Source organism: Salmonella sp. A29-2, from assembly GCF_020150755.1.
GTDB classification, from domain to species: Bacteria; Pseudomonadota; Gammaproteobacteria; order Enterobacterales; family Enterobacteriaceae; genus Salmonella; species Salmonella enterica.
Map to the genome: position 1 here is coordinate 4,158,601 of NZ_CP083731.1, position 25,510 is coordinate 4,184,110.

The following is a 25,510-nucleotide window of genomic DNA, read 5'->3' on the forward strand; positions in this document are numbered from 1 at the left end:
ACACCAATCTACAGCAACGCCTGTTTATACAAAAACAGGCGTCAAAAATTCATGCAGGCAAGTACGTTTTCTTAAGCGGAACCAACAGTTTAGTTTCAATATCCACTTGCTCATAGTTTTCCACTAACGCGCGGACCAAATCGTCAAGCGTCCATAGCGTCAACGGGATTGTAGAACGATCGGCCTCATAGCGTGCATCCTTGCTGAATCCACCTGTGCTGACATACAGCCCGCGATCGTCTTTATGACGGCCACCGATAAAGCTACGAATTTGCTGGCTGTTCATCTGTTCCCGCCGGTGCTTCACTTCAACAATAATGCGCGGATTTTCGAACCCAAAGCCGTCAGGCGAAGCAATAATATCTTTCCCACGGTCAGCACCAGCAGGCGATACCTGAGTTTTATATCCCATACTACGTAACACGCCTGCGACCAGATTTTGCATCTCATCCCAGTCGAGACGGTTGATACGATCTTTGATGCCTTCAAAAGCGATCATTTCCATGTCACGCAGAGGATTAGAAACGACCTCATCCTCTCCACCTGAAACAGGTACTTCCGGCACGACATCTGAGACAGGCTTTTTGCCCTGCACTAATTCATTCACGGCAAAATCAGGCACCTGAAAAACCGTCAGCGTTGAGCCAAGGGTGTTTCTGGTTGCATCGCTCAGACTATCGCGCTTAATCTCTTCCGCGTTCCACTTCACCTTACGGGCGATGCCCATGCCATCTTCAAGCCACTCGGAATGGAACTCAAAATCTGAGGCGATTTTCCCTATTAAATAGGTCCGATTAGAAGGTGAATAAGTAATAGCCCAGTCGCCTTTCTGCATTTCATTCACAAAGCGCCAGACCTGGGAAGCACCGGAACGAACTGTGCCTGGCTTAGTCTGTGGCTCAAGCTCCTGATACCGGGTAAACAACTGCTCTCTTGAGCATCCCGGTTTCACATAGGGAGCGAGCTGCGACCAGCCGATTGCAACAACCTGTTTGTCCCTGAAGTCATCGTACAATTTTCCGCCATCACCGCGGATCATCCACATTTTAGTCGCCACAATAATTCCTTCTGAAAATGCCTCACAGCCATCTTAGCCTGGGGAAACACTGTTAAGATGGCTAATCACATTCCTGACCTAAACCTGACGCCTCTCAAGGCTACTATAAATAGCCTCAATTTCGCCTTTCAGGTTATCACCGCAATAAACCATCGATGTATCGTATCGTTCATATCGCGCTTCACGTGTCGCACTAAACCAGTTGAACGATCCCACGCACAGCAAACCCTCATCCCCAATAACAATTTTGCTATGAACACGATTGACCAGTTTTGTCGCAATACCAAGGGCGTTCAGTTTCTCCAGCGCCGCTTTGAGGTTCTGCTGCTTCTCTTTTCGCCTCTCAAAATCATTATGTTCAGTGTTGTAGCTTCTGTCAGTGACAATCGTGACGTTAATACCACGTGAACACGCCGCAATCATAGAATCAAGAAAACCGGTTTGCTCCAGTTTTTGCCAGGTCAGCCATGGAGAAACTATCGTGATGTGTTTACCGGTATTTTCAAACGTCTGATTCAGGAAATTATCATGCTGCTCCACACCATGGAGTGTGTAGATTTTGGTCTCGGAAGTTTTTAAATCCTTACGCTCTTTATAATCAAAAGAGAGCGCATTTTTCTCTGACTCAAAGAGATATTTTGCCAGTAATCCTCGCGGAGATGAGGCTGGCTGGATCTCAAACAGGTCCATATCGCCGAAGACCAGGAAACTGTCCTTCGCACGGGAGACAGCAACGTTCAGCATGCTGTTATCGCTATCAATAAACACGCCGTCTTCATGCTTTGAATAGACTGGCGAGAATATAACAATCGCTCTTTCAGCGCCCTGAAGAGAATGCACGGTGCCTACTGTAAGCGACTTTTCATTCGCGCCTGCGCTGATGCCTTGTTTATCCAGCGCCTGTTTGATGGTCGATACCTGCGCACTAAAAGGCGTCACGATACCGACAACTTCATGAAGCGATTTTCCGTAATGCGCTTCAATATTTTGCTGGTTATCTGTCAGCCAGGCCGCTATCGTTTCAGCCTCCAGCAAATTATATCGGCTTCCGCTACTTGCCAGTTCTCCTTTACCATCAATATGGAGATAACCCATGGCGGGCATTAAATTGCTCTCTTCACATCCTCTTTTAGGCAACAACTTACCGTGATAGCAAAGCGTATTGCAGTATCCAATAATATTATCGAAGCACCGGCGGTGTTCATATAAGTACATGCCACGTGCCAGTTCGGGATCATATTGATAGCGTGAAGCACACTGCGCTATTTTCATGACGCTGCCAGATGCGGCGCTTTTACCAAGCTCTGCGATTGCCGTATATTTCTCAGTAATCTCTTCTTGCGTACTGCCTGACAGAATTTTTTCCGCCAGCATGTTACCTATATCAATAGCAGGAGTAATACTCCATATTGGCGGGATCTGTTCCGTATCACCAATCACTAATGCCTTTTTAGCTAAGGCAAACGAGGCAGCAGCCACTTCAGGAAGCACCTGCCCGGCTTCATCGACAATGAGTAAATCGGCAAAATCATATAAATAACTTTTCTCGAATTTACGTTGTCCTTTATGTTCACTTATCTGTATATTGCCGGGCAGCATATAGCAGGTCATGACCACGCATGGGGTAAGTTTCATTCGGCGTTGCCAGCGAGCTGTTACCCCTTTAGCACCTTTCTTGCCCTTTTCTTTCTGCAGATCATCAATGCTGGCCATATCCATCAACCAACGACCTTCCCAGTAGTGGGTCGCCAGTAAGAATGCAGGGAAGCGAATCTGCGTATCAGCCAGCTCATCTGCCTGTGAGAAGCTCAGTTCCTCGTCGCCCTCATGCCCTAAATCAAGTGCCAGCCTCTGCCATTCCTGAGCCGCCTGCTGTTCTTTAAGAACGATTTCATGCGCGGAGTCAATCTGCTGCCGGTAGGTTGTTTGCTCGCGCTCGGCGGAATTAAGCAACCTATCGATATTACGTTCGATGGTTTCAGGATCCGACCATTGATTTCCCGCAATCAGCGCACCTAATTTATCTTCGAGAAACAGTTGTATTTGGAACTGCCGCTTATTGCGAACCACTGGTAGCCAGGAAAATAATGGATAGATCAGTGATTCACTGGCCCGATATTTTTTCCATTCCGCTTTAGCACTTTTTAGTTGAGTAACTTTTTGTTCTTGCCCGGAGAGTAATTTATTTAAATTATCGAGATATTGCTCAATGTCGTTATCAATAAGCTCTCGCGTTGCCCGAACCTGGCTTAACGTTTGCCATACAGCGTTCAGCCTTACCAGTTGTTCGGATTTTGCTGCCAACTGACCATGCAGGAGTTCAATAACCTTTTCAGGGGATGAACACTCTTTTTCAGGAAAGGCTGCCTTAGCTTTCTCCAGATAAAACAGCAGTGCATCCTCTACATACTCTTTTGACTCAACCTGGTTGAAGAAATCTTCAGTTTGATATTTTTTGGCGGCCTCGGCTTTACGAGTGCTTGAGGGAAAATAAGCGCCGAAGCTTTTCAGCTCTGGCAACCATCGTCCGGCCATTGCACCAGTGCCCTGGGAAAAATCTTTCCCGAACGCCTCGATAATGTTAGTTACAGCCTGGTTATTCGTTGAAGTCGCGATAATAACCGGAGGCTCAGATTTTTCGAGAGCCGCTCGGGCCCACTGCGTGGCGATGATAGAAAGCACCAGCGTGGTTTTTCCGGTCCCCGGGGGACCATTAACGGCAAGGATATCGCCATGCCTCGCATCCAGAAAATGGCTTAAGGCATCGCGCTGAGCCTTTGCCAGTGGAAACTTATCCCCGGAGTGTCCAAGCCTGTCGCTGAATTTTGCTTCCGGAGGAAGTAATGACTCTGCAGCATGAACCTCTCGCGAGGCGAAACGATTGAAGAGCGGCACATCCTTTTTGCAAACAAGCAGGTGATCATAAAGTGAAAGGATATGGAAACTGGCGCCGCCAGATTGCGCCGTTTTAACAATATAACCGTGCTCAGCGAGTTCATATTGCTCGGGTTTTTTAATCCAGTCGCCGACAACGTTCTTCAGTAGCTTCTCTGAATCATCCAGATATTGACGCCAATCCTGCTGCCAGGCTGCATATCGTGCTTCTCGTTCTTCATCTGTTTCGGCGGTCTTATCAACGCTGTCATCAAAGTTGATAGAGAATGAGGTATGTGTCGTTTTATATTTATCATACTGCCCAATCTCACCAATTGAAAATGCCCCTTTTGGCAAAGGTTCAAGCAGGTCTCTGGGAATGGAGGTCGCTGGCGTCGGATATAAAAAACCTTCACGGCTCAATAGGGCTGGCGTCACTATCGGGGTAACAATATCAGGCGCACCAGCGGAATGGTCCTTTCCACGCTGCAGTAACCGGAAATAAACCTTTGGCCGCAAGATGACATCGACTGTTTCGACGTCGTCTTTTTCTCCCTCAAAAAATTTACCGACGATCGTTTCGTCAAGACGTCCCGCCGCTATCCCATGCCAGTGAGTGAAATTTTTGGCATCTTTGCGTTCAAAACTGCCCTTTCCTGACTCAGCATCTGCCAGCGAATTGCGCCAGTATGAGGCAAACCCTAAAGCATTGTCATCCATTACCAGTCCTATGTTTCAATGAAACCCATTGATTTATCGAATATAAAATCACCGTATGGATAACTATTGTCCACGTTGAAAGGCTGGCTGCAATGTTTTGTTCACGCTTCGATAAAAATACTCAGGTTATACGGAGTTCAGAAAACGACCATATCATGCTGCATGTCACATAATAGCGTTATAACTGAAGCAGTAGAGGATTATCGGCTGCGCAGCTCGCTCCAGAAGCCCGTGAGCCCGACTGGATAGCGTTCAGTGCAATATTGGAACCTGTAAGCTCAGAAAATAACGCTGTCGAATGTTCCGCCGACCAGATTATGTTCCTGGAGACCCATTCGCGCGCCACGGACTCGAACGTATAAAGGGGCTCTCCACCCCGCTTTTCCTCTCTGCGTTTTTCCGCCGGATTAACGCCTTCTAGAATAAGCCTTCTTATATCCGCTTGCTTCTCCCTTGCCAGTGCCAGAGAAATAAGCGGATAAGGGCCTAATGCCATACGGTTCTCTTTGTTTCCAAAGCGAAATTTCAGATACCACAGCTTAGATCCGCTGGGGTTCACCTGAATGTAAAGACCGTGACAGTCAGAGAGCCTGTATGCCTTGCCAAGCGGCCTGGCATGCCGGATTGCGAGATCTGTAAGCGCCATTTGGGGGTCACTCCTCTATCGAACCGGGTTTGCCCCCTTTTTTTGCCCCCAAATCGCGTGGATGTCAATGGATGAAAAATGACCAACACGGAAAGACCACAAAATAAAAATGGTTATCACCGAGAAATAAATTATCTTTTAATTACAGACGGATATGGACGAATTTGGAAGAAAATGGACACAAAAAAAGCCACCCTTAGGTAGCTAATTATTGCATCACTTGGTGCCGAAGGCCGGACTCGAACCGGCACGTATTTCTACGGTTGATTTTGAATCAACTGCGTCTACCGATTTCGCCACTTCGGCACTGAAGAGGTATGCGGAAAACGTTGTGGATTATACCTGTCATACGCCGCCATGCAAGCACGAGCATACACCTGTTTCGCTAAGTGCTGAAAATTTCAGCAGCGTTGAGTATTAAATAGAATAATCAGGCTACTTCCCGCCTTCTCCAGCAGATTAACGCCGGGCGTCCCTTGCCTCCATGCTCTACACTTTTCAGTTCAACACCACATTAAGGGAAACACAATGACGATAATAAAAAGCTACGCCGCCAAAGAGGCGGGCGGCGAGCTCGAACTCTACGAATATGACGCGGGAGAACTCCAACCGGAAGATGTCGAGGTACGGGTCGACTACTGCGGGATCTGCCATTCCGATCTGTCGATGATCGACAATGAATGGGGGTTCTCTCAATACCCTCTGGTTGCCGGACATGAGGTCATTGGTCGGGTGGCCGCGCTCGGCAGCGCGGCACAGGATAAGGGGCTAAAAGTCGGCCAGCGCGTTGGAATCGGCTGGACGGCGCGCAGCTGCGGACACTGCGATGCCTGTATCAGCGGCAATCAAATTAACTGCCTGGAAGGCGCAGTGCCCACTATCCTCAATCGTGGCGGTTTTGCCGAGAAGCTTCGCGCGGGCTGGCAGTGGGTAATTCCTCTTCCGGAGAATATAGATATGGCGTCCGCAGGCCCGCTGTTATGTGGCGGCATTACGGTCTTTAAACCGCTATTGATGCACCATATTACTGCTACCAGCCGCGTTGGCGTCATCGGTATCGGCGGGCTGGGGCATATCGCCATAAAGCTGTTACATGCAATGGGCTGCGAAGTCACCGCGTTCAGCTCAAATCCATCGAAAGAGCAGGAAGTGCTGGCGATGGGGGCCAATAACGTGGTGAACAGCCGCGATCCGGAAGCGTTAAAAGCACTGGCGGGCCAGTTCGATCTCATTATTAACACGGTCAACGTCGATCTCGACTGGCAGCCCTACTTCGAAGCGCTGACCTATGGCGGCAACTTCCATACCGTTGGGGCGGTATTGAAGCCGCTGCCCGTACCGGCGTTTACATTAATTGCCGGCGATCGCAGTATCTCAGGCTCGGCAACCGGAACGCCATATGAACTTCGCAAACTGATGAAATTCGCCGGACGCAGCAAAGTCGCGCCCACCACGGAACTGTTCGCAATGTCACAAATCAACGAGGCTATCCAGCACGTTCGCGACGGCAAAGCCCGCTATCGTGTAGTGCTAAAAGCTGACTTCTGACCGCCTGACTCAGCGCTTTGACAATGATCAGGAAGCGCTGAGTGCCTGACGAAAAGCCTGTACAGCCAGTCGGCACTGCTCCGTCACGTGCTCGATGTCATGATTAACATCGATACGCGCAATATCATGTTCATCGGCACAGGGTCGCTCCAGCGCGTCAAACTGACTTTGCAGCAGGTCTGGCGGCATAAAATGCCCGGCACGACGCTGCATTCGCTGCAGAATGGTGGCGTAATCGCCATCCAGCCACAGGAAATGTACGTTAGGGCTGCTCTTACGTAAAATATCGCGGTACTGTTTTTTTAATGACGAGCAGACAATAAATCCCATCTCATTTTTTTTATAAAGACTGTATGAAGCGTCATTTAATCGTTCCAGCCAGGGTAAGCGGTCTTCATCAGTTAACGGTATTCCCTGAGACATTTTATCAATGTTTTTCGCCGGATGGAGATCATCGCCGTCAATAAACTTCGCAGAAAATAATGTTGCAATTTTGCTGCCTATTAAAGATTTACCACTACCTGAAACACCCATTAAAATATAGCTTTCGCCGGCCATTTAAATACCTCTGAGTCATATTCCACTCCACAATATTACGCCTCTACGTTCGACAATTTCACGTTTTTTAATTTCCATAGAGAAGAACTCTAAGGCACATCACGTTATGCGTAACATTGTAGTGTAACAATTTTCCAGCGTGACATAAGTCACAAATAATGACAAATAAAACCGCTTAAATGCGTTCAGGGTAACTACCTGACCAGTGAGGAATTTATGGAAGTAAAAACTCAATCCTGCGTTGTTGCGGGTAAGCGTGCTGTTGCCGTTACGGAACAAAATATTGAATGGAATAAGAAAGGAGCACTCGTACAAATTACCCGTGGCGGCATTTGTGGGTCTGACTTACATTATTATCAGGAAGGCAAAGTCGGCAATTTTACAGTAAAAGCGCCAATGATTTTAGGGCATGAAGTGATTGGCAAAATCGTTCATAGCGACTCAGATTTATTACGTGAAGGACAACCGGTAGCGATTAATCCATCGAAGCCTTGCGGTCATTGCAAATACTGTCTGCAGCATGAAGAAAACCACTGTACTGAAATGCGTTTCTTTGGCAGCGCCATGTATTTTCCGCATGTCGATGGCGGTTTTACCCGATTTAAAGCTGTCGATACCGCTCAGTGCATTCCCTGGCCGGAACAGGCGGACGAAAAAGCCATGGCCTTTGCCGAACCGCTGGCGGTTGCCATTCATGCGGCTCATGAGGCGGGCGATCTGCAGGGCAAACGCGTCTTTATCTCCGGCGTTGGCCCTATTGGCTGCCTGATTGTTAGCGCGGTAAAAACGCTGGGCGCGGCGGAAGTGGTATGTGCCGATATCAGCGCCCGTTCTCTCTCGCTGGCCCGGCAGATGGGCGCGGATACGCTGGTGAACCCACAGCATGACTCTCTTGATGGCTGGAAAGCAGAAAAAGGGTATTTCGATATCAGTTTTGAAGTCTCTGGGCATCCTTCCTCTATCTCAACGTGTCTGGAAGTCACACGGGCAAAAGGCGTGATGGTGCAGGTTGGCATGGGCGGCGCAGTTCCCAACTTCCCAATGATGATGGTAATAAGCAAAGAGATCTCGCTGAAAGGCTCTTTCCGCTTTACTACCGAATTTAATACTGCGGTTTCCTGGCTTGCCAACCGCGTTATCAATCCGCTGCCGTTACTGAGCGCGGAATATCCATTTACCGACCTGGAAGCGGCGCTGATCTTTGCCGGAGACAAAACACAGGCGGCAAAAGTTCAGCTCGTTTTCTGAGAAAGTAAAATAAGGGACACTATCATGAACGATCTTTTTTCACTGGCAGGTAAAAATATCCTTATCACCGGAGCCGCTCAGGGAATTGGTTATTTGCTGGCGACCGGTCTTGGTCGCTATGGCGCGCGCATTATTGTTAACGATATTACCCCGGAGCGCGCCGAAACAGCCGTGACGAAACTTCAGCAGGAAGGGATAAAGGCTATTGCCGCTCCCTTTAATGTCACTCATAAACAGGATATTGAAGCTGCGGTTGAACATATCGAAAAAGATATCGGCGTCATTGACGTCCTGATAAATAACGCCGGTATCCAGCGCCGTCATCCGTTTACTGAGTTTCCCGAACAGGAGTGGAATGACGTCATCGCCGTAAATCAGACCGCGGTTTTTCTCGTCTCTCAGGCCGTTACGCGCCGTATGGTGGCGCGGCAGGCAGGAAAAGTGATCAACATCTGTTCGATGCAAAGCGAGCTGGGCCGCGACACGATTACGCCATACGCCGCGTCGAAGGGTGCCGTGAAGATGCTGACTCGCGGCATGTGCGTGGAGCTGGCGCGTCATAATATCCAGGTCAACGGTATTGCGCCGGGATACTTCAAAACGGAGATGACCAAAGCGCTGGTTGAAGATGAAGCCTTCACCTCCTGGCTATGCAAACGTACGCCTGCCGCACGCTGGGGCGATCCCCAGGAGCTTATTGGCGCAGCGGTGTTTCTCTCGTCAAAAGCCTCCGACTTTGTTAACGGACATCTGCTGTTTGTCGATGGCGGTATGCTGGTTGCCGTCTGACCAGGGAAATACGACGCAGCGCGTAAGCGCTGCTATTTTGGCGCTAATAAGAGAGACGAATATGCCATTAATAATTATTGCGGCAGGCGTTGCGCTGCTGTTGGTCTTAATGATTGGCTTTAAAGTTAACGGCTTTATCGCCCTTGTTCTGGTTGCCGCCGTGGTGGGATTTGCCGAAGGGATGGGCGCACAAGACGTCCTGCACTCCATACAAAACGGAATTGGCGGTACTCTGGGCGGACTCGCCATGATCCTCGGTTTTGGCGCGATGCTGGGAAGATTAATTTCCGATACCGGCGCCGCGCAGCGCATTGCGACGACGCTCATTAATACGTTCGGCAAAAAACGCGTGCAATGGGCGCTGGTGATCACCGGGCTTATCGTCGGCCTGGCAATGTTTTTTGAAGTCGGATTCGTACTGCTGTTGCCGCTCGTTTTTACGATTGTGGCCTCATCGGGACTGCCATTGCTGTATGTCGGGGTTCCAATGGTCGCCGCCTTATCCGTTACGCACTGCTTCCTGCCGCCGCATCCCGGCCCTACCGCTATTGCGACAATTTTTGAGGCAAATCTCGGTACGACCCTGCTGTATGGGTTAATCATTACCATACCGACCGTGATTGTTGCCGGCCCTCTGTTTTCAAAATTGCTGGCGCGCTTTGAGAAAGCGCCGCCTGAAGGATTATTTAATCCTCACCTATTCAGTGAAGAGGAGATGCCGTCATTCTGGAACAGTATTTTTGCCGCCGTGATCCCGGTCATTCTGATGGCCATCGCAGCGGTATGTGAAATCACGCTGCCAAAAAAGAATGCCGTGCGGGTTTTCTTCGAATTTATTGGTAATCCAGCAGTGGCGTTGTTTATTGCCATTATCATCGCCATTTTTACGCTGGGCCGACGCAACGGACGTACGGTTGAGCAGGTGATGGATATCGTCGGCGAGTCCATTGGCGCTATTGCGATGATTGTTTTTATCATCGCGGGCGGCGGCGCGTTTAAGCAAGTGCTGGTGGATAGCGGCGTGGGTCAATATATCTCGCAATTAATGACCGGCACCTCGCTATCTCCGTTATTAATGTGCTGGACGGTAGCCGCCGTGCTGCGTATTGCGTTAGGTTCCGCGACCGTGGCCGCGATAACCACAGCGGGCGTCGTATTGCCGATTATTAACGTAACCCACGCCGATCCGGCGTTAATGGTACTGGCGACAGGCGCGGGAAGCGTTATTGCATCACATGTTAACGATCCCGGTTTTTGGCTGTTTAAAGGGTATTTTAATCTTAGCGTCGGGGAAACCCTACGCACCTGGACCGTTATGGAAACATTGATTTCTGTCATGGGGTTGCTGGGCGTACTGGCGCTGAATGCGGTTCTGCATTAATTCATCATCCGCAGCCCAATTAACCATGGGGGCGACGTTCCCGCCCCCGGTACTGGAGAAAACATGAGGAATCACAGAATTTCTTTGCAGGATATCGCTACGCTTGCTGGCGTGACAAAAATGACGGTGAGCCGTTACATCCGCTCGCCGAAAAAAGTCGCCAGGGAAACCGGCGAGCGTATTGCGCAGATCATGGAGGAAATTAACTACATACCAAATCGCGCGCCAGCTATGCTGTTAAACGCGCAAAGTTACACTCTGGGCGTGCTGATCCCCTCTTTTCAGAATCAGTTGTTTGCCGACATTCTTGCCGGGATTGAATCCGTAACGTCGGGTCATAACTACCAAACTCTCATTGCGAATTACAATTACAATCGCGATTCGGAAGAAGAGTCCGTTATCAATTTATTGTCCTACAATATCGACGGCATTATTCTTTCAGAAAAATATCATACCCTCAGAACCGTCAAATTCCTGCGCTCAGCTACCCTCCCGATTGTAGAACTCATGGATATCCAGGGCGATCGCTTAGATATGGAGGTGGGGTTTGATAACCGTCAGGCCGCCTTTGATATGGTCAGCACCATGCTGGATAAACGCCAGCGGCGGAAAATTCTCTATCTGGGTTCAAAAGACGATATCCGTGATGAGCAGCGTTATCACGGCTACTGCGATGCGATGACGCGCCGGGGGCTGGCACCGTTGCGTATCAATCCCCGCGCTATCTCCTCTATCCATCTGGGGATACAGCTAATGCGTGATGCGCTTACTGCGCACCCGGACGTGGATGGCGTCTTTTGTACTAACGACGATATCGCAATGGGCGCTCTACTGTGGTGCCGAGAGCGTCAACTGGCCGTACCGGAGCAGATCTCCATCGCCGGCTTCCACGGTCTGGAGATGGGCAGGCAAATGATACCGAGCCTCGCCAGCGTAATTACCCCTCGTTTTGAGATCGGGCGCAGAGCCGCGCAGATGTTGCTCAACAAAATTAAAAATAACGATCTCAACCATAATACGATTGATTTGGGTTATCAGATTTATCACGGCAGCACGTTATAAATTTTTTGATCTACTTTTTCCCGCAGCTTGCCTGAGCTTAACGCGTAGCCAAAAGCGCCACGCGTCAGGTTACGCACTACATCATTTGAGGAATACCAGGCGGTCTGCCGGATGGCGGCGGAAAGGACTTATCAGGCCTACGGGTCATAGTAGGCCTGATAAGCGCAGCGCCATCAGGCACTGCGCTTTACTGCATTGCCGGATGGCGGCCTGTGATTACGACTTACGCAGCATTAGCCACAGGCTAATCAGGAAGAAAGACGCGCTCGGCAGCAGCGCGCCGACAATCGGCGGAATGCCGTATACCAGCGTCAGCGGGCCAAAAATCTGGTCGAGAACGTAAAAGACGAAGCCGAAGCTAATCCCCGTCACCACGCGCACGCCCATCGGCACACTACGCAGCGGTCCAAAGATAAACGACAGCGCCATCAGCATCATCACCGCCACGGAGAGCGGCTGGAAGATTTTACTCCACATATTGAGCTGATAACGTCCGGCGTCCTGTCCGCTCGACTTCAGATATTTAACGTAGTTATGCAGACCGCTGATGGAAAGCGCATCCGGATCCAGCGCCACCACGCCTAACTTATCCGGCGTCAGATTCGTTTTCCAGGTGCCGCTCACCGTCTGCGAACCGGTGATCTGTTTCGGGTTTTGCAGATCGGACTCATCCACCTGCGACAAACGCCAGACCTTATGCTCCGGGTCGAATTTTGCCGAAGCGGCGTAACGCACCGACTGCAAACGACGCTGATCGTTGAAAGCGTAAATACTAATGCCGGCCAGTTCCTCGTCGCCCTTCACCCGTTCAATATAGACAAAGTTATTCCCGTCTTTCGCCCACAGACCTTGCTGGGTGGAAAGCAGCGAGCCGCCATACATCGCCTGCGCACGATAGTTACGCGCCATCTGCTCGCCCTGCGGGGCGACCCATTCGCCGATCGCCATGGTCAACAGCACCAGGGGGATAGCCGTTTTCATCACCGACAGCGCCACCTGCATACGGGTGAAGCCCGATGCCTGCATCACCACCAGTTCGCTACGCTGCGCCAGCATCCCCAGTCCCAGCAGCGCGCCAAGCAGCGCCGCCATAGGAAAGAAGATCTGGATATCCTTAGGTACGCTGAGCAGGGTGTACATACCCGCGCCCAGCGCGTCGTAGTTACCCTGCCCCGCTTTTTTCAGCTGATCGACAAACTTGATGATCCCGGAGAGCGACACCAGCATGAACAACGTCATCATGATGGTGGTAAAAATGGTTTTACCGATATAGCGGTCAAGTACACCAAATGGCTGCATTATACCGCTCCTTTACGCAGAAAACGGGCACGCAGGCGGCGGACCGGCACCGTATCCCACAGGTTTAAACCAATCGCCAACGCCAGATAGATCAGGTTGACCGCCCACATCCAGATAACCGGGTCCAGTTTGCCTTTACCGCCATTCGATTTAATGGAGGTCTGGATCAGGAAGAACAGCAGATAAAGCAGCATGGCGGGCAACATAGACAAGACGCGCCCCTGACGTGGATTCACCACGCTGAGCGGCACGACCATCAGCGCCATCATAAATACGGTAAAGACTAACGTGATACGCCAGTGCAGCTCGGCGCGAGCACGATCGTTGTCGGTATTCCACAGCGTGCGCATGTCCATCTGGTCGGTATCGTTCGGGTCCAGCGCCACGGCCTGATGGCCAATAATCGCCTGATAGTTCTGGAAGTCGGTGATGCGAAAATCGCGTAGCAACGCCGTTCCTTCAAAACGCGTCCCTTTGTTTAAGGTGACAACCTGGGAACCATCGCGCAACTGAGTAAGGTGTCCGGAATCGGCCACGACCACAGAAGGACGAGCATTGCCCTTAGGGCGAATTTGCGCCAGGAAAACATCGTGGAAGTCGCTGCCGTCAACGCTTTCGATAAACAGCACCGAGCTGCCGTTGGTCGCCTGCTGGAATTGTCCCTGCGCCAACGCCGCCATACCGGGGTTCGCTTTCGCCTCCGCCAGCACTTCATCCTGGTGTTTTGACGACCAGGGGCCGGCCCACATCACGTTAACCGCCGCAAGGATACCGGTAAATAACGCCAGTACCATGGCGGCCTTTACCAGCACGGCTTTGCTCAACCCACAGGCGTGCATGACCGTAATTTCACTTTCGGTATACAGTTTGCCCAGCGTCATCAGCAGCCCCAGGAACAGGCTTAAAGGTAGGATGAGCTGCGCCATTTCCGGTACGCCCAGCCCCAGAAGCGAGAGCACCAGATTTGCGGGAATATCGCCGTCAACCGCCGCGCCGAGAATCCTCACTAACTTTTGACAAAAGAAGATCAAAAGTAAGATGAAGAGTATCGCCAGCTGGCTTTTGAGCGTCTCCCGCACCAGATATCTTATGATTATCACTTTAAATACGCCCGTAAAAACCCATTTTTTTGCTGGAATTTAGCTTGTTTCATGGCTTAAACGTCATTTATTCTCTTGAGTCGTCGAAATCATCGCTAAGATCATTATACTCAGCGGATTCACCTCTCAGAACTTGTTCTGACGTGCCAATGCCGTAATAACGTTAAGATTAACACGAAGTCACCGCAACAGCGGACATGAGTTACGAAAGCTTTCAATTTCTATACTCTAATGGATTTCGAGTTGCAGGCAGGCGGCAAGACTGTGAAGCCCCGGAGCTTACATCAGGTAAGTGACAGGGGTGAGCAGGCGCAGCCAACGCATCTGCAACTTGAAAGACGACGAGTATAGCTGTAGCCACCACTGTTGTCTTTAAGATTCAGGAGCATAGTGCATGGAGTTCAGTGTAAAAAGCGGTAGCCCGGAGAAACAGCGGAGTGCCTGCATTGTCGTGGGCGTCTTTGAACCGCGTCGCCTTTCTCCGATTGCAGAACAGCTCGACAAAATTAGCGACGGATACATCAGCGCATTGCTGCGTCGCGGCGAACTGGAAGGAAAACCGGGGCAGACTCTGTTGCTGCACCATGTTCCTAACGTTCTTTCCGAGCGAATCCTCCTCATTGGTTGCGGCAAAGAGCGCGAGCTTGATGAACGTCAGTATAAGCAGGTTATTCAGAAAACGATAAATACTCTGAATGATACCGGTTCGATGGAAGCCGTCTGTTTCCTGACCGAACTGCACGTTAAAGGCCGCAACAACTACTGGAAAGTGCGTCAGGCCGTCGAAACGGCCAAAGAGACGCTTTATAGCTTTGATCAACTCAAGACCAACAAGAGCGAGCCGCGCCGCCCGCTACGTAAGATGGTCTTTAATGTGCCGACCCGCCGTGAGCTCACCAGCGGCGAACGCGCCATTCAGCACGGTCTGGCCATCGCCGCCGGGATTAAGGCAGCGAAAGATCTCGGCAACATGCCGCCCAATATCTGTAACGCCGCCTACCTGGCGTCACAGGCACGCCAGTTGGCTGACAGCTACAGCAAAAATGTCATCACCCGCGTCATCGGCGAACAGCAAATGCGCGAACTGGGTATGAACGCTTATCTGGCGGTCGGCCACGGTTCGCAGAATGAATCGCTGATGTCGGTGATTGAGTACAAGGGCAATCCATCCGAAGACGCGCGCCCGATCGTGCTGGTGGGTAAAGGCCTGACCTTCGACTCCGGCGGCATCTCCATCAAGCCATCTGAAGGGATGGACGAGATGAAGTACGACATGTGCGGCGCGGCGGCGGTTTACGGCGTGATGCGTATGGTTGCCGAGCTTCAGCTACCGATTAACGTTATCGGCGTACTGGCGGGCTGTGAAAACATGCCGGGCGGACGCGCGTATCGTCCGGGTGACGTGCTGACCACCATGTCTGGTCAAACCGTTGAAGTCCTGAACACCGACGCCGAAGGCCGTCTGGTTTTGTGCGACGTGCTGACCTACGTTGAACGCTTCGAGCCGGAAGCCGTCATTGACGTCGCGACACTAACCGGGGCCTGCGTGATTGCGCTGGGTCATCACATCACCGGTCTGATGTCGAACCATAACCCGCTGGCGCATGAACTGATCGGCGCGTCCGAGCAAGCGGGCGACCGCGCGTGGCGTCTGCCGCTGGGCGATGAGTTCCAGGAACAACTGGAGTCCAACTTTGCGGATATGGCGAATATTGGTGGTCGTCCTGGCGGCGCTATCACCGCGGGCTGCTTCCTGTCGCGCTTTACCCGTAAGTATAACTGGGCGCACCTGGATATCGCCGGTACCGCCTGGCGCTCCGGCAAAGCGAAAGGCGCGACGGGTCGTCCGGTAGCGCTGCTGTCGCAGTTCCTGCTCAATCGTGCGGGCTTTAACGGCGAAGAGTAAGTTTGAGATTACCCCGTAGGCCTGATAAGGCGCATTAGCGCCGCCATCAGGCGTTTTGCCGGATGGCGCTGCGCTTATCCGGCCTACGGGAGGCATCATGGCAACGCATTTAAATCCACCACAAGAAGCCCCATATATGAAGAATGCGACGTTCTATCTTCTGGACAATGACACCACCGTCAACGGTTTAAGCGCCGTTGAACAACTGGTGTGTGAAATTGCCGCAGAACGTTGGCGCGCCGGCAAGCGCGTGCTGATCGCCTGCGAAGATGAGAAGCAGGCCATTCGGCTGGATGAAGCGCTGTGGGCAAGACCGGCGGAAAGTTTTGTCCCGCACAATCTGGCAGGCGAAGGCCCACGCGGCGGCGCGCCGGTTGAAATCGCCTGGCCGCAAAAACGCAACAGCAGCCCGCGCGATATTTTAATCAGCCTGCGTACAAGCTTTGCAGATTTTGCCACCGCTTTCACAGAAGTGGTAGACTTCGTCCCTTACGAAGAAACTTTGAAACAACTGGCGCGCGAACGCTACAAAGCCTACCGCGTGGCTGGTTTTAACCTGAATACGGCAACCTGGAAATAATGGAAAAGACATATAACCCCCAAGATATCGAACAGCCGCTTTACGAGCACTGGGAAAAGCAGGGCTATTTCAAGCCTAACGGCGACGAAAGCAAAGAGTCCTTCTGCATCATGATCCCGCCGCCGAACGTCACCGGCAGTTTGCATATGGGACATGCTTTCCAGCAAACCATCATGGATACCATGATCCGTTACCAGCGTATGCAGGGTAAAAACACCCTGTGGCAGGTCGGCACCGACCACGCCGGGATCGCCACCCAGATGGTGGTTGAGCGCAAGATTGCCGCTGAAGAAGGTAAAACCCGTCACGACTACGGCCGCGATGCGTTTATCGACAAAATCTGGCAGTGGAAAGCGGAATCCGGCGGCACCATTACCCGCCAAATGCGCCGTCTCGGCAACTCCGTTGACTGGGAGCGCGAGCGCTTCACCATGGACGAAGGCCTTTCCAATGCCGTGAAAGAAGTCTTTGTTCGCCTGTACAAAGAAGACCTGATTTACCGTGGCAAACGCCTGGTGAACTGGGACCCGAAACTGCGCACCGCCATCTCTGACCTGGAAGTGGAAAACCGCGAGTCCAAAGGCTCGATGTGGCACATCCGCTATCCGCTGGCCGACGGCGCAAAAACCGCAGACGGTAAAGATTACCTGGTCGTCGCCACCACCCGTCCGGAAACCGTACTGGGCGATACCGGCGTGGCCGTGAACCCGGAAGATCCGCGTTATAAAAATCTGATTGGCAAATTCGTTATTCTGCCGCTGGTTAACCGCCGCATTCCGATTGTGGGCGATGAACATGCCGATATGGAAAAAGGCACCGGCTGCGTGAAGATCACCCCGGCGCACGACTTTAACGACTATGAAGTCGGGAAACGTCACGCCCTGCCGATGATCAACATCCTGACCTTTGACGGCGACATTCGCGAAAGCGCGGAAGTGTTCGATACCAAAGGTGAGGAATCCGACGTTTACTCAAGCGAGATTCCGGCTGAGTTCCAGAAGCTGGAACGCTTTGCTGCCCGTAAGGCCATCGTTGCTGCCGTTGACGCGCTGGGCCTGCTGGAAGAAATTAAACCGCACGATCTGACCGTTCCTTACGGCGACCGTGGCGGTGTAGTTATCGAACCGATGCTGACCGACCAGTGGTACGTCCGTGCCGACGTGCTGGCGAAACCGGCGGTGGAAGCGGTTGAGAACGGCGACATTCAGTTCGTGCCGAAGCAGTACGAAAACATGTACTTCTCCTGGATGCGTGATATCCAGGACTGGTGTATCTCTCGTCAGTTGTGGTGGGGTCACCGTATCCCGGCATGGTATGACAACGACGGCAACGTCTACGTTGGCCGTACCGAAGAAGAAGTGCGTCAGGAAAATAACCTCGGTGCCGACGTTGCGCTTCGTCAGGACGAAGACGTTCTTGATACCTGGTTCTCCTCCGCACTGTGGACCTTCTCTACCCTCGGCTGGCCGGAAAACACCGACGCCCTGCGTCAGTTCCACCCGACCAGCGTGATGGTGTCCGGCTTCGACATCATCTTCTTCTGGATTGCCCGCATGATCATGATGACCATGCACTTCATCAAAGATGAAAACGGCAAGCCGCAGGTGCCGTTCCATACCGTCTATATGACCGGTCTGATTCGCGATGACGAAGGCCAGAAGATGTCCAAATCCAAGGGTAACGTTATCGACCCGCTGGACATGGTGGACGGCATCTCCCTGCCGGAACTGCTGGAAAAACGCACCGGCAACATGATGCAGCCGCAGATGGCGGAGAAAATCCGCAAGCGTACCGAGAAGCAGTTCCCGAACGGCATTGAGCCGCACGGCACCGACGCCCTGCGCTTTACCCTGGCGGCGCTGGCCTCGACCGGCCGCGACATCAACTGGGATATGAAGCGTCTGGAAGGTTACCGTAACTTCTGTAACAAGCTGTGGAACGCCAGCCGCTTTGTGCTGATGAACACCGAAGAGCAGGATTGCGGCTTCAACGGCGGCGAAATGACTCTGTCGCTGGCGGACCGCTGGATCCTGGCGGAATTCAACCAGACCGTTAAAGCCTACCGCGACGCGCTGGACAGCTTCCGCTTCGATATCGCCGCAGGCATTCTGTACGAGTTCACCTGGAACCAGTTCTGCGACTGGTATCTGGAGCTGACCAAGCCGGTAATGACCGGGGGTTCCGAGTCTGAACTGCGCGGCACCCGCCATACGCTGGTCACCGTACTGGAAGGTCTGCTGCGCCTGGCGCACCCGATTATTCCGTTCATCACCGAAACCATCTGGCAGCGCGTGAAGGTCATTTGCGGTATTACCGCCGATACCATCATGCTACAGCCGTTCCCGGAATATAACGCCGCACAGGTGGATGAAGCCGCGCTGGCCGATACCGAGTGGCTGAAGCAGGCGATCGTCGCGGTACGTAACATTCGTGCGGAAATGAACATCGCCCCGGGCAAACCGCTGGAACTGCTGCTGCGCGGCTGTAGTGAAGAAGCCGTTCGTCGTGTTAACGACAACCGTAGCTTCCTGCAAACCCTGGCGCGTCTGGAAAGCATCACCGTGCTGCCAGCCGATGACAAAGGCCCGGTTTCCGTGACCAAAATCATCGACGGCGCTGAACTGCTGATCCCGATGGCTGGCCTCATCAACAAAGACGATGAGCTGGCGCGTCTGGCGAAAGAAGTGGCAAAAATCGAAGGTGAGATTGCCCGTATCGAAGGCAAGCTGTCCAACGAAGGTTTCGTTGCTCGCGCGCCGGAAGCGGTCATTGCCAAAGAGCGTGAGAAGCTGGAAGGCTATGCAGAAGCAAAAGCGAAGCTGATTGAGCAGCAGGCGGTTATTAGCGCGCTGTAATCTGAAAGCCTGATGGCGCTTCGCTTACCAGGCCTACACGTTCGCTTATTGACATGGCGCGATCGGTAGGCCGGATAAGGCATTCACGCCGCCATCCGACAACATGAATTATGGGCCGACGTAAACGTCGGCCTTTTTACATCAGATAAACGGGAAGTAAGGCATGATGCCACGAGAAATCCACATTAGCAGGCTGTTTTCCAGCGGCTTCTCATCATTGGTTAACTCAAGCGAATCCAGATCGCCCTGGACCTGTGTATTCTGCGCCAGCCAGCTCACCAGCCAAATTTTCAACCACGGATAAGCCAGCCCTAAGGTCACGCCGGAAATCACAAACACCACCAGTAACCGCCACAGCATACCGTGTGCAGTGACAGAGGAATGAAAACGAATCGAATCGTTCGCCAGTGACAAATTGTTTAAAAACAGGTTGCGTAACGCCACATATAAGTAACTGGTTACCACAATAATCGCGAGAAAATAGAGGAAATAACATGCCATTATCTGGCCATAATATTGCAGAATAAGCGCCCCTCCTGCCTGCGCATTCCCCATCATACTCAAAAGAATCATGTTGGTGAACACCGGCGCGATTAGATAACCAATCACGACAGCAAAAGGGAAAAGGGTCAACATTGCCAACACGCACCCTCTGATGCACGTTTTAACATTAACCTGAATCGAGAAACGATGAATGCCAAAGTTTGCGCCATTGCCAAACAAGGTCATCCATTTGCTGTAGGTAATACCGTTAATGACCCCTATCCCAATAATAGCCAGCAAACCGAGAAAAACGATATTGAACACTAAACCGCCGACGGCGATGGTTACCAGTGAGATAATGTAAAGAACAATATAAAGCGCCACCATCAGGAGTACCGGGAGAGCGAACATGTACCACCAGGCGCGCCGCATGGAACACTGGAATCCAAAATGTACGCCATTAAGCGAAGTCATCATCGCCTGATACTGTAATCCTTTCACCGCCATAAAAGGAATAATCGCAATTAATAAGCCGAATAGCGTAAAACCGAGACCGGGATGACCGTGTTCAATAAGAGAGAGGCTAACAATATAAATAATAAAAACTAACAACACACTAATAAATAACGCGCCGCCCGTGGCTTTGTAAGCAAAAGGCTGATTGTTTAGCGTCATATTAGTATAAATATAACGTCGACATTTCACCATCGCCCACGGCGCATAGATTCCCAACGTGATACACGTCAACAAGAAATTCACAAGGCAAATAACAAAATACTTTCCGCCCTTGCCTGTAAACACCAACGTGTGATTATGGTTATCTTTACTACTGATAACGTTATTCATGAATCATATCCCTGAATTACAATCTATTAGAATTAATAATAAAAACCAGTAAATTGTTACTGATTTGACTACGATACTATTTTTGTTTAATTTTTCCGCCTTTTATTTTGTCTGATTTAGGATCTCCTTGCGCGTAACTCAAGACGGTGGTATTAAAGTAATCTATAAATAAATTTTAAAAATTGAGCTATATTATGAATAATGTCGCCTCGCCAACGCTCACGGTGCGCCGAATCACTACCGCCGACAATGCCGCTATTGCCCGTGTCATCCGTCAGGTTTCAGCGGAATACGGACTTACCGCCGATAAAGGTTATACCGTTGCCGACCCCAATCTGGATGAACTGTATCAGGTTTATAGCCAACCGGGCGCGGCCTACTGGGTGGTAGAGCAAAACGGTTGTGTGGTGGGCGGCGGCGGCGTGGCGCCGTTATCCTGTAGCGAACCAGACATTTGTGAACTGCAAAAAATGTATTTTTTACCGGTGATTCGTGGTCAGGGGCTGGCGAAAAAGCTGGCGCTGATGGCGCTGGATCATGCCCGTGAACAGGGTTTTAAACGCTGCTATCTGGAAACAACGGCTTTTTTACGCGAGGCGATTGCGCTATACGAACGTTTAGGATTTGAACATATTAGCGAACCGCTCGGCTGCACCGGACATGTCGATTGCGAAGTGAGGATGTTAAAGGATCTCTGAAAACCAGGCGTTTATTTATCCTCGCCAGGTATTATTTTTGCTGATATAAGTAATCCCGGAAACATCCTGTTATCCGGGAACCACTTATTATTCAAGGAAGTTATAAATGAAACGCCTATTATCAGCAATTGTTTTCCCCGCTATGTTTATTAGTATCTCTAATGTATATGCATTAGATATACAGCCCGGCGAATGGAAAATGGAAAATATAGAAATGCGCACCATCAATCCAGATACAAAAGAAGTATTAATGGATGAAAAAAATTCGGGCATAGCGACGCTTATGTGTTATACCCCTAAAATGTCTGAAGATTCTAAAAAAATGGTGAAGGGTTTTTCTACCAGTGCAGGCGGTTGCACGACAACATTTGTAGAAAGTACGGATACCAAACTGATCAATGAGACTGTCTGTAATAATCCTGATGTCAAATCGCACTCTATTGTAGAAACGACGAAAATAAGCGATACAGAATTTGCGATGACCATGAAATCGGATGTCGATGCAGGAGGTAATAAAACAACCTCCATCAACAAAATTAAACAAACCTTTGTTGGCAAGACCTGCTCTGAAGCGTCAAAAGGCGTGAAACAGTAAGTATTTCAACACAAGAACCCGTAGTGATGATGCAAAAATGGCATTGTTCAAGGTCACCTTTCGGGAATATAACACTGAGTGAGTTCTTTTTGCCTGCCGCAGGGCAGGCTTTACTCAGGACAGAATATCATGAAAATGACTTTTCCTGCTCGCCAGCAGTTTGATGCCGGGCGGATGACCACGCAGGTGGCGACAGCGTAAAAGATAAAAACGCTAATCTTTAATTTTACCCTTTATCCGGCGGCTGGCACGCCGCTATGAAAACGAAACTCGCGGTCTGGCGACAAGATAAGGTCAGCTTCCACCTCGCCAAAATAGCGCACGCGCGCAGAAATGTCCTCGGCGGAAATCTGCTGCGCCAGCGCCAGGTAATCCTGATAATGCCGCGCTTCGGAGCGCAGAAGCGAGAGATAAAACGTCTGTAAATCCTCATCCAGCCAGGGCGCCAGAGCGGCAAAACGTTCGCAGGAGCGGGCTTCGATATACGCCCCGCAAATCAGCTTATCAATTAAGGTGAGCGGTTCGTGCGTGCGTACCGCTTTCAACATTCCTTTCGCGTAGCGGCTGGCGGTGATTTTCACATAAGGAATGTTTCTGGCCTGCATGACCTCGCGTACCTGCCAAAAATGGTGCAACTCCTCTTTAATCAATAACACCATACGGTCGATAAGCTGACGACCCCAGGGGTCATCAGTTTGCGGCATGGCGCTTTTGCTAATCTGTTTATGCAGGGCAACAAAATCCGGCTCCGGCCCCTGACGAAACGCGAACGCCTCGTAAGGTTGCAGCCAGGCGAGCAGCGCGTCGGCGCCAGATTTATCGGCGACATATTTACGCACCAACAGCAACGCGGTTTGCGCAGCCTTCAGTTCGCAGATCAAGTGATCGGTAAGCAGAAGAGGAAGATTTTGCGGATCGCGGGCCTGGACAATCCACGCCTGCGGCGTCGGGCAATGCAGGAAATTAAGCACCGGAGAGAGTATTTGCGGGTAATTCATACGTAACCTGTAAAAAAATACGACAGCAGACGCTGCCGTACCGTCATACTATGCAGCTTTAGTGACGCACGCCGTCGTCATCTTCATCGACATAATCGTCGTCGTCACCCTCTTCGCCATTAGGGTCTTCGAAATAGGTTCCCCAGCCGTCGTATTCGACATCATATTTTTCCGCCAGGTTCATCAGTTGCTCAACCTGAGCGTCGATGAGTTCGGCGTTCAACGCGCACTCGCTGAGGATGTCGCAACAAATAACCGTATCGCCCTCTTCCACTTCCAGCTCTTCCGGCTCCGTCACTTCATAGCCGAGTTTAAAGGCTTCTACCGCGGCTTTTTCCAACGTTTCGAAATCGTCAGCGGAAAGGTGATGCTCGATAGTGTACAGCGCATCCGGATCGCTGCCATCCTCAAGTAACTCTTCAATAATTAACCGCGTTTCTTCACGCTGCTCTTCCAGTAATTCCGGGTTTGCCATAGCTCGTTCCTCATAGATGTCCTGCCGATACTCTTATTGTCACATACCGCCGACGTTGCCTCCACCTTATCGAGAAAAGTTTTATCAAACAGGGTTGCAAATGAATAATCATCCATATAAAGTGAATTTTAATTCAATGAGAGGCCTAAGCCATGTGAGGGAAGTATGTCTACGTTTTACCAAAAACCTTTTTTAAAGTTACTTGATTTCACCGCCAGCGAGCTCACTGCTCTGTTGCAGCTTGCCGCCAAACTGAAAGCCGATAAGAAAAACGGTAAAGAAGAACAAAAGCTGGTGGGTAAGAATATTGCGCTCATCTTCGAAAAAGACTCGACCCGGACACGATGCTCTTTCGAAGTTGCCGCATACGATCAGGGGGCGCGCGTGACGTACCTGGGTTCCAGCGGGAGCCAGATCGGCCATAAAGAGTCCATCAAAGATACTGCCCGCGTCCTGGGCCGGATGTTTGACGGTATTCAGTATCGAGGATATGGCCAGGAGATCGTCGAAACGCTGGCTGAATATTCCGGTGTGCCGGTATGGAACGGTTTAACCGATGAGTATCACCCAACGCAATTACTGGCGGATCTGCTCACCATGCAGGAACATCTGCCGGGTAAAGCCTTTAACGAGATGACGTTGGTCTATGCCGGAGACGCGCGTAATAACATGGGTAACTCCATGCTGGAAGCCGCCGCGTTAACAGGATTAGATCTCCGTCTGGTCGCGCCAAAAGCCTGCTGGCCGCAAGCCGCGTTAGTGGCGGAGTGCAGCGCCATGGCGAAAAAGAACGGCGGCGCCATCACCCTGACCGAAGATATCGCCTCGGGCGTAAAAGGCGCGGATTTTATCTATACCGATGTTTGGGTCTCTATGGGCGAACCCAAAGAGAAATGGGCGGAGCGTATTGCCCTGCTGCGTGATTATCAGGTCAACAGCCAGATGATGGCGTTAACCGGCAATCCGCAGGTTAAGTTCCTGCATTGTCTGCCTGCGTTCCATGATGACGAAACCACGCTCGGCAAAAAAATGGCCGAAGAGTACGGTTTACATGGCGGGATGGAAGTGACCGACGAGGTTTTTGAGTCTGCGGCCAGCATTGTCTTTGATGAAGCGGAAAACCGAATGCATACCATCAAAGCAGTAATGGTAGCGACGCTGTCTAAATAATGTCGTGATGATGCCGGATGGCGGTTGGCCTACAAGATCGCAACGTGCAGGCGCCGCCATCCGGTACAAAAACATTACGCCATCAGCATCTTCACAACCGCTTTACGTACCCGCGCCGGTTCTCCCACCGCGCACAGGGGCTTATGCACTTCGCCGGGATAAAACACCACAAAGTCACCTTCGTTCAGGACGACGGTTTTCTCGTCGACGCTCGTCGGTAAAAATGCAATGTCTTTATCCGCCAGCCAGTCCGTGTGCGGCGTTCCCGCAGGCCGGGTACTGAATGCCATCCCTTCCTGACCTTGTAGCACAATCTGAATATCAAGATAACGAGCGTGGTACTCTGCGCTACGCGATTCGCCCGGCTCCGTCATATTTTCAGAAATCATATAAAACAGCCTGTCGCCGTCAATGTCATACTTACCTGGCGCGGTCGTTGCCGTGACATGCGCATTGACGTGCTCAATCGCCTGCCGTAACGCCGTCGGCAGCCAGGCCTCCAGATGTTCAATATTGCCAACAATCATCGCATCCCCTTAGTTAAAACAGCGTTTTATTTTTCTCTTTATACGAGAAAAATGGCTGCCATACTACCCTTACTCTCATCGATTTTGCGCCAGCG

Annotated in this window: 21 protein-coding genes, 1 tRNA gene and 2 pseudogenes; 12 read left to right on the forward strand and 12 right to left on the reverse strand. The window is 51.1% G+C overall.

From position 1 onward, the window contains the following. Positions 1 to 49 precede the first annotated feature (49 nt). The 4 genes and pseudogenes from K8W53_RS20245 to K8W53_RS20260 all read right to left on the reverse strand — a co-directional run bounded on the left by K8W53_RS20245 (position 50) and on the right by K8W53_RS20260 (position 5,603). Positions 50 to 1,039 (reverse strand): restriction endonuclease, encoded by a 990-nt coding sequence (locus tag K8W53_RS20245; RefSeq protein ID WP_077944497.1) that lies wholly within the window; start codon positions 1,037 to 1,039, stop codon positions 50 to 52. Positions 1,040 to 1,135: 96 nt separating this feature from the next. Beyond that, a complete protein-coding gene (locus K8W53_RS20250; protein WP_023224633.1) occupies positions 1,136 to 4,651 on the reverse strand; it encodes an AAA domain-containing protein in 3,516 nt (1,171 codons plus the stop codon). A gap of 361 nt (positions 4,652 to 5,012) precedes the next feature. After that, positions 5,013 to 5,297 (reverse strand): annotated as a pseudogene (locus tag K8W53_RS20255) (Arm DNA-binding domain-containing protein); the annotation flags it as partial. A 221-nt stretch (positions 5,298 to 5,518) separates the two neighbouring features. Beyond that, positions 5,519 to 5,603: transfer RNA gene (locus K8W53_RS20260), tRNA-Leu, on the reverse strand. Positions 5,604 to 5,825: 222 nt separating this feature from the next. On the opposite strand from K8W53_RS20260, the gene ahr reads away from it, so the two are divergent. Next, positions 5,826 to 6,845 (forward strand): NADPH-dependent aldehyde reductase Ahr, encoded by a 1,020-nt coding sequence (ahr, locus tag K8W53_RS20265; RefSeq protein WP_000152557.1) that lies wholly within the window; start codon positions 5,826 to 5,828, stop codon positions 6,843 to 6,845. 27 nt (positions 6,846 to 6,872) lie between these two features. Here the strand turns inward: ahr and idnK are convergent, their stop codons facing one another. Next, positions 6,873 to 7,403, reverse strand: coding sequence for a gluconokinase (gene idnK / locus K8W53_RS20270; RefSeq protein ID WP_052939501.1), 531 nt, complete (start codon positions 7,401 to 7,403; stop codon positions 6,873 to 6,875). Between the two features lie 216 nt (positions 7,404 to 7,619). Here idnK and idnD point away from each other — a divergent pair, with 216 nt between their 5' ends. The 4 genes from idnD (at position 7,620) to idnR (ending at position 11,883) form a co-directional block, all read left to right on the forward strand. Next, positions 7,620 to 8,651 (forward strand): L-idonate 5-dehydrogenase, encoded by a 1,032-nt coding sequence (gene idnD / locus K8W53_RS20275; protein ID WP_023224635.1) that lies wholly within the window; start codon positions 7,620 to 7,622, stop codon positions 8,649 to 8,651. A gap of 24 nt (positions 8,652 to 8,675) precedes the next feature. Beyond that, positions 8,676 to 9,440 carry a gluconate 5-dehydrogenase gene (gene idnO, locus K8W53_RS20280; RefSeq protein WP_000998688.1) on the forward strand — a complete coding sequence of 255 codons (765 nt, stop codon included), beginning with the start codon at positions 8,676 to 8,678 and terminating at the stop codon, positions 9,438 to 9,440. A 61-nt stretch (positions 9,441 to 9,501) separates the two neighbouring features. Then, positions 9,502 to 10,821 carry a gnt-II system L-idonate transporter gene (gene idnT, locus K8W53_RS20285; RefSeq protein ID WP_023224636.1) on the forward strand — a complete coding sequence of 440 codons (1,320 nt, stop codon included), beginning with the start codon at positions 9,502 to 9,504 and terminating at the stop codon, positions 10,819 to 10,821. 63 nt (positions 10,822 to 10,884) lie between these two features. Further along, positions 10,885 to 11,883 carry a DNA-binding transcriptional regulator IdnR gene (gene idnR / locus K8W53_RS20290; RefSeq protein WP_001244065.1) on the forward strand — a complete coding sequence of 333 codons (999 nt, stop codon included), beginning with the start codon at positions 10,885 to 10,887 and terminating at the stop codon, positions 11,881 to 11,883. A gap of 216 nt (positions 11,884 to 12,099) precedes the next feature. On the opposite strand, the gene lptG is transcribed toward idnR, so the two are convergent. From lptG to K8W53_RS20305, 3 genes are all read right to left on the reverse strand, one after another. Continuing rightward, positions 12,100 to 13,182: an LPS export ABC transporter permease LptG gene (lptG, locus tag K8W53_RS20295; protein WP_001182242.1), complete on the reverse strand. Its 1,083-nt coding sequence runs from the start codon at positions 13,180 to 13,182 to the stop codon at positions 12,100 to 12,102. After that, complete coding sequence (gene lptF, locus K8W53_RS20300; protein WP_000584132.1) at positions 13,182 to 14,282, reverse strand: LPS export ABC transporter permease LptF; 1,101 nt, start codon at positions 14,280 to 14,282, stop codon at positions 13,182 to 13,184. The genes lptG and lptF overlap by 1 nt, the downstream gene beginning before the upstream one ends. Before the next feature lie 63 nt (positions 14,283 to 14,345). Beyond that, the gene (locus K8W53_RS20305; protein ID WP_212724070.1) at positions 14,346 to 14,396 is read right to left on the reverse strand and encodes a hypothetical protein; all 51 of its coding nucleotides are present in this window, start codon (positions 14,394 to 14,396) and stop codon (positions 14,346 to 14,348) included. A gap of 280 nt (positions 14,397 to 14,676) precedes the next feature. Between K8W53_RS20305 and pepA the strand changes: the two genes are divergently transcribed. The 3 genes from pepA to K8W53_RS20320 all read left to right on the forward strand — a co-directional run bounded on the left by pepA (position 14,677) and on the right by K8W53_RS20320 (position 19,623). Beyond that, positions 14,677 to 16,188 carry a leucyl aminopeptidase gene (pepA, locus tag K8W53_RS20310; RefSeq protein ID WP_000397158.1) on the forward strand — a complete coding sequence of 504 codons (1,512 nt, stop codon included), beginning with the start codon at positions 14,677 to 14,679 and terminating at the stop codon, positions 16,186 to 16,188. A 136-nt stretch (positions 16,189 to 16,324) separates the two neighbouring features. Beyond that, positions 16,325 to 16,768: a DNA polymerase III subunit chi gene (gene holC, locus K8W53_RS20315; protein WP_001523689.1), complete on the forward strand. Its 444-nt coding sequence runs from the start codon at positions 16,325 to 16,327 to the stop codon at positions 16,766 to 16,768. Further along, complete coding sequence (locus K8W53_RS20320) at positions 16,768 to 19,623, forward strand: valine--tRNA ligase (RefSeq protein ID WP_023224638.1); 2,856 nt, start codon at positions 16,768 to 16,770, stop codon at positions 19,621 to 19,623. Before holC ends, K8W53_RS20320 begins: the two co-directional genes overlap by 1 nt. Before the next feature lie 141 nt (positions 19,624 to 19,764). On the opposite strand, the gene K8W53_RS20325 is transcribed toward K8W53_RS20320, so the two are convergent. Beyond that, positions 19,765 to 20,952, reverse strand: coding sequence for a YjgN family protein (locus K8W53_RS20325; RefSeq protein ID WP_023224639.1), 1,188 nt, complete (start codon positions 20,950 to 20,952; stop codon positions 19,765 to 19,767). A gap of 194 nt (positions 20,953 to 21,146) precedes the next feature. On the opposite strand from K8W53_RS20325, the gene K8W53_RS20330 reads away from it, so the two are divergent. Together K8W53_RS20330 and K8W53_RS20335 are read left to right on the forward strand one after the other, a co-directional pair. Continuing rightward, positions 21,147 to 21,650, forward strand: coding sequence for a GNAT family N-acetyltransferase (locus tag K8W53_RS20330; RefSeq protein WP_001519079.1), 504 nt, complete (start codon positions 21,147 to 21,149; stop codon positions 21,648 to 21,650). A 106-nt stretch (positions 21,651 to 21,756) separates the two neighbouring features. After that, on the forward strand, positions 21,757 to 22,245 hold the full coding sequence (locus K8W53_RS20335) for a DUF3617 domain-containing protein (RefSeq protein WP_000826193.1): 489 nt from the start codon (positions 21,757 to 21,759) through the stop codon (positions 22,243 to 22,245). Positions 22,246 to 22,478: 233 nt separating this feature from the next. On the opposite strand, the pseudogene miaE reads toward K8W53_RS20335, so the two are convergent. Together miaE and rraB are read right to left on the reverse strand one after the other, a co-directional pair. Further along, a pseudogene (gene miaE, locus K8W53_RS20340) lies at positions 22,479 to 23,290 on the reverse strand (tRNA isopentenyl-2-thiomethyl-A-37 hydroxylase MiaE). 11 nt (positions 23,291 to 23,301) lie between these two features. Then, a complete protein-coding gene (gene rraB / locus K8W53_RS20345) occupies positions 23,302 to 23,718 on the reverse strand; it encodes a ribonuclease E inhibitor RraB (RefSeq protein WP_000002940.1) in 417 nt (138 codons plus the stop codon). Between the two features lie 100 nt (positions 23,719 to 23,818). On the opposite strand from rraB, the gene argL reads away from it, so the two are divergent. Both argL and argF read left to right on the forward strand, forming a co-directional pair. Then, a complete protein-coding gene (argL, locus tag K8W53_RS24060) occupies positions 23,819 to 23,914 on the forward strand; it encodes a putative translational regulatory protein ArgL (RefSeq protein ID WP_223148976.1) in 96 nt (31 codons plus the stop codon). Continuing rightward, a complete protein-coding gene (argF, locus tag K8W53_RS20355) occupies positions 23,884 to 24,888 on the forward strand; it encodes an ornithine carbamoyltransferase (protein ID WP_000103041.1) in 1,005 nt (334 codons plus the stop codon). Before argL ends, argF begins: the two co-directional genes overlap by 31 nt. A 74-nt stretch (positions 24,889 to 24,962) precedes the next feature. Here the strand turns inward: argF and K8W53_RS20360 are convergent, their stop codons facing one another. Beyond that, positions 24,963 to 25,415: a YhcH/YjgK/YiaL family protein gene (locus K8W53_RS20360; protein WP_000635207.1), complete on the reverse strand. Its 453-nt coding sequence runs from the start codon at positions 25,413 to 25,415 to the stop codon at positions 24,963 to 24,965. Positions 25,416 to 25,510 lie beyond the last annotated feature (95 nt).

Bases quoted from the DNA above. Each gene is read 5' to 3' on its own strand.
- K8W53_RS20245 (WP_077944497.1), bottom strand. From the start codon at position 1,039: ATGATCCGCGGTGATGGCGGAAAATTGTACGATGACTTCAGGGACAAA.
- K8W53_RS20250 (WP_023224633.1), bottom strand. From the start codon at position 4,651: ATGGATGACAATGCTTTAGGGTTTGCCTCATACTGGCGCAATTCGCTG.
- ahr (WP_000152557.1), top strand. From the start codon at position 5,826: ATGACGATAATAAAAAGCTACGCCGCCAAAGAGGCGGGCGGCGAGCTC.
- idnK (WP_052939501.1), bottom strand. From the start codon at position 7,403: ATGGCCGGCGAAAGCTATATTTTAATGGGTGTTTCAGGTAGTGGTAAA.
- idnD (WP_023224635.1), top strand. From the start codon at position 7,620: ATGGAAGTAAAAACTCAATCCTGCGTTGTTGCGGGTAAGCGTGCTGTT.
- idnO (WP_000998688.1), top strand. From the start codon at position 8,676: ATGAACGATCTTTTTTCACTGGCAGGTAAAAATATCCTTATCACCGGA.
- idnT (WP_023224636.1), top strand. From the start codon at position 9,502: ATGCCATTAATAATTATTGCGGCAGGCGTTGCGCTGCTGTTGGTCTTA.
- idnR (WP_001244065.1), top strand. From the start codon at position 10,885: ATGAGGAATCACAGAATTTCTTTGCAGGATATCGCTACGCTTGCTGGC.
- lptG (WP_001182242.1), bottom strand. From the start codon at position 13,182: ATGCAGCCATTTGGTGTACTTGACCGCTATATCGGTAAAACCATTTTT.
- pepA (WP_000397158.1), top strand. From the start codon at position 14,677: ATGGAGTTCAGTGTAAAAAGCGGTAGCCCGGAGAAACAGCGGAGTGCC.
- holC (WP_001523689.1), top strand. From the start codon at position 16,325: ATGAAGAATGCGACGTTCTATCTTCTGGACAATGACACCACCGTCAAC.
- K8W53_RS20320 (WP_023224638.1), top strand. From the start codon at position 16,768: ATGGAAAAGACATATAACCCCCAAGATATCGAACAGCCGCTTTACGAG.
- K8W53_RS20325 (WP_023224639.1), bottom strand. From the start codon at position 20,952: ATGAATAACGTTATCAGTAGTAAAGATAACCATAATCACACGTTGGTG.
- K8W53_RS20330 (WP_001519079.1), top strand. From the start codon at position 21,147: ATGAATAATGTCGCCTCGCCAACGCTCACGGTGCGCCGAATCACTACC.
- K8W53_RS20335 (WP_000826193.1), top strand. From the start codon at position 21,757: ATGAAACGCCTATTATCAGCAATTGTTTTCCCCGCTATGTTTATTAGT.
- rraB (WP_000002940.1), bottom strand. From the start codon at position 23,718: ATGGCAAACCCGGAATTACTGGAAGAGCAGCGTGAAGAAACGCGGTTA.
- argL (WP_223148976.1), top strand. From the start codon at position 23,819: ATGAATAATCATCCATATAAAGTGAATTTTAATTCAATGAGAGGCCTA.
- argF (WP_000103041.1), top strand. From the start codon at position 23,884: ATGTCTACGTTTTACCAAAAACCTTTTTTAAAGTTACTTGATTTCACC.
- K8W53_RS20360 (WP_000635207.1), bottom strand. From the start codon at position 25,415: ATGATTGTTGGCAATATTGAACATCTGGAGGCCTGGCTGCCGACGGCG.